The 2,474-nt window shown below is 46.9% G+C and carries 2 protein-coding genes and 1 pseudogene; all 3 read right to left on the reverse strand.

All coding sequences use genetic code 11. From position 1 onward, the window contains the following. Positions 1-37: 37 nt before the first annotated feature. Complete coding sequence (locus BG32_RS04590) at positions 38-1,558, reverse strand: FGGY-family carbohydrate kinase (RefSeq protein WP_121526471.1); 1,521 nt, start codon at positions 1,556-1,558, stop codon at positions 38-40. A gap of 32 nt (positions 1,559-1,590) precedes the next feature. Continuing rightward, on the reverse strand, positions 1,591-2,259 hold the full coding sequence (locus tag BG32_RS04595) for a transaldolase family protein (RefSeq protein ID WP_121526472.1): 669 nt from the start codon (positions 2,257-2,259) through the stop codon (positions 1,591-1,593). 23 nt (positions 2,260-2,282) lie between these two features. Next, a pseudogene (locus BG32_RS04600) lies at positions 2,283-2,474 on the reverse strand (deoxyribose-phosphate aldolase); the annotation flags it as partial.

Consider the following 2,474-nt stretch of genomic DNA (forward strand, 5'->3'; position numbering starts at 1 on the left):
GCGACACCCTGTTTCGGTACAACTCCCGTTACGTTGTCTAACCCCTTCTGACTCCATTAAGCTCTTCAAATGTCTTCTCTAGAGCATGATATGATTCTTTGAAGAGACCATAGAGTTTCAGGTAATCTTCTTGCTGTTCCCCGATCGGTTCGATCTCTTCGACATCAACGACGAAATTCCGAACCGCTGAGAAATCAAAAAGACCGACCCCCACACCTGCAATCATGGCCGCCCCGATCGAAGTAGCTTCATCGACGTTCTGCGGAATGGTGATAGTCTTTCCGAGAATAGTTGAAATCATGCGCTTCCAAATTCTGCTTTTTATTACTCCTCCAATGACCCTGATCTTACCTATCGGCAAAGATTCTTCCAAGCTTTCCAGAATCCATTTCAGATTCATAGAAACGCCTTCGATTACCGCTCGCACGATATCGATTTTCTTGTGGGAGGCCGACAATCCTATCAAAGTACCTCTTGCATTTGAATTCCACATCGGACTTCTCTCTCCAAGCAGATACGGAAGATATAGTATTGATTCACTATGACGGTGAGATTGGCAGAGTAGGGTGTCGAGATAAGAATAGATATCACGATCGCTTTCTTTCATGGATCCAACACCATACAGAGTCTCCTTAATCCAGCTGTATGAGGTTCCGGCTGCTTGCATAGTACCGGACGGAAAGTAGAGCCCATTTACTGCATGCGCCCCAGAGAACACTCGCATTTCCTTCTCAAGTAGAGGCTCTTCTGTTATTGTGGAAATCCAGGCCGATGACCCGAGATAAAGGTAAGTATCGCCCACTTCAACTGCGCCTGCTCCGACGGCCGCGCTACAACCGTCTCCTGCCCCGAGTATAACTTTGCATGAGCTTGGAAGGCCTAGGTCAGCCGCCACCTCTTTCCTTATTTCTCCAAGGTCTGTAATGGAAGCGTGCACATCTGGAAGCTTTGAGCTTTCAATTTCGAGAGCGGAAATCAGTTCTTCAGACCACGTAAGACTAGAGATATCAAATAGAGCTGTCATTACGGCATCGGAAAAATCTGTCGCGAACCTTCCTGTCAGGCGAAGATTTATGTAATCCTTTGCTTGAAGAAACTTGAAAGTTCTTTCATAGAGATCGGGTTCGTACTTTTTCAGCCAGGCTATCTTCAACCCCTGATATGTTGGTGAGAGCCTGGAACCGGTTATTTTGTACAGATCGCTTGCCGGAACTTTCGCTAGAAGTTCTCTTACCTGTTCGCTGCTTCTCGAATCTGCCCAAATTATTGACCTTCTGAGCAGTTTGCCCGATCTATCTACCGGCACTACTGCCATCATCTGGCCGCTAATACTGAGTGCAGAGATTTCTTTTCTGTCGATTTCTGCCATCTGGACGATTTCGGAGGTAGTCTTGCAGAAGGCAGTCCACCATGCCTCAGGATCTTGCTCAACCATTCCGGGTCCGGGGTAGAAGGTTTCATAACCGGCGAATGATGAAGCGACGAGAGAACCTGTTTGGCTGAACAAAGTCGCTTTATCTCCAGTTGTTCCCAGGTCATGTGCCATTATATACTTCAAGGGAAAACCTCGCTTTCAGAGAGAATGGTTGCTCATGATTTCAGAGGGACCCATTCACGGTCTTCAATAGAATCCCAATCGGCCTCAAAATTGTCGATCGCCTTCAATGTACCGCTGTGCGAAAAGAACTCGTTGTACATAGCTACAGGAAGCGACATTCCGTAAATGGGTAGCTCCGCCATCTTTGAGATCTGTGTCAGGGTCTTGAAGCTTGCGGCAATCAACTTCGTCTCGTAGTCGCCGTTGGACAAGACTTTCTGCATACTACCGACAACAGAGAGATCTATTCCCAGATTTTCGATCCTGTTCGCATATGGCGCCACATAGTCGGCGCCTGCCTCTGCAGACATCAGCACTTGAGGAACGGAGAAGACCCCCGTAATCAAAGTATTTATATTCATCTTCTTGAATTCTCTCAAGACCATTATGCCCGTTCGGGAGAAGGGGATTTTGAGAATTATCCTTTCGGGGTCTAGCCGGAAGAGTTCCTGCCCCTCCTTGAGAACTTCATCGTGACCTCTCGAGGCACACTGGACAAAGATAGAACCCGTGAACCTATTCAACATATCTTTTATGACTTCGAGCGGTTTTCTTCCCGTTCTCTTCAGAATACTGGGATTAGTACTTATGCCGGAAAAGACCCCTAAATCGAACAACTCGCCTATGGCCTGGACGTTTCCATCATCTATAAACAGTTTCATTTATGCCTCCATTCTTATTTTTTTCATGCAAGATCGGTTCTCCCAGGGTATTTTTCGGTAAATTCCCTGTATATTGCCACCGCACTGCTGGAACCGAAGATATCCGCTCCCGCAGCCATGAATTCCTCAACTTGAGAGAGAGATTTCACTCCTCCCGATACCTTTATTCCCTTCTCATCTCCCACGACTCTCTTGATAATCCTGACGTCCTCTAC

This window comes from Mesotoga sp. HF07.pep.5.2.highcov (assembly GCF_003666285.1).
Classification (GTDB): domain Bacteria; phylum Thermotogota; class Thermotogae; order Petrotogales; family Kosmotogaceae; genus Mesotoga; species Mesotoga prima.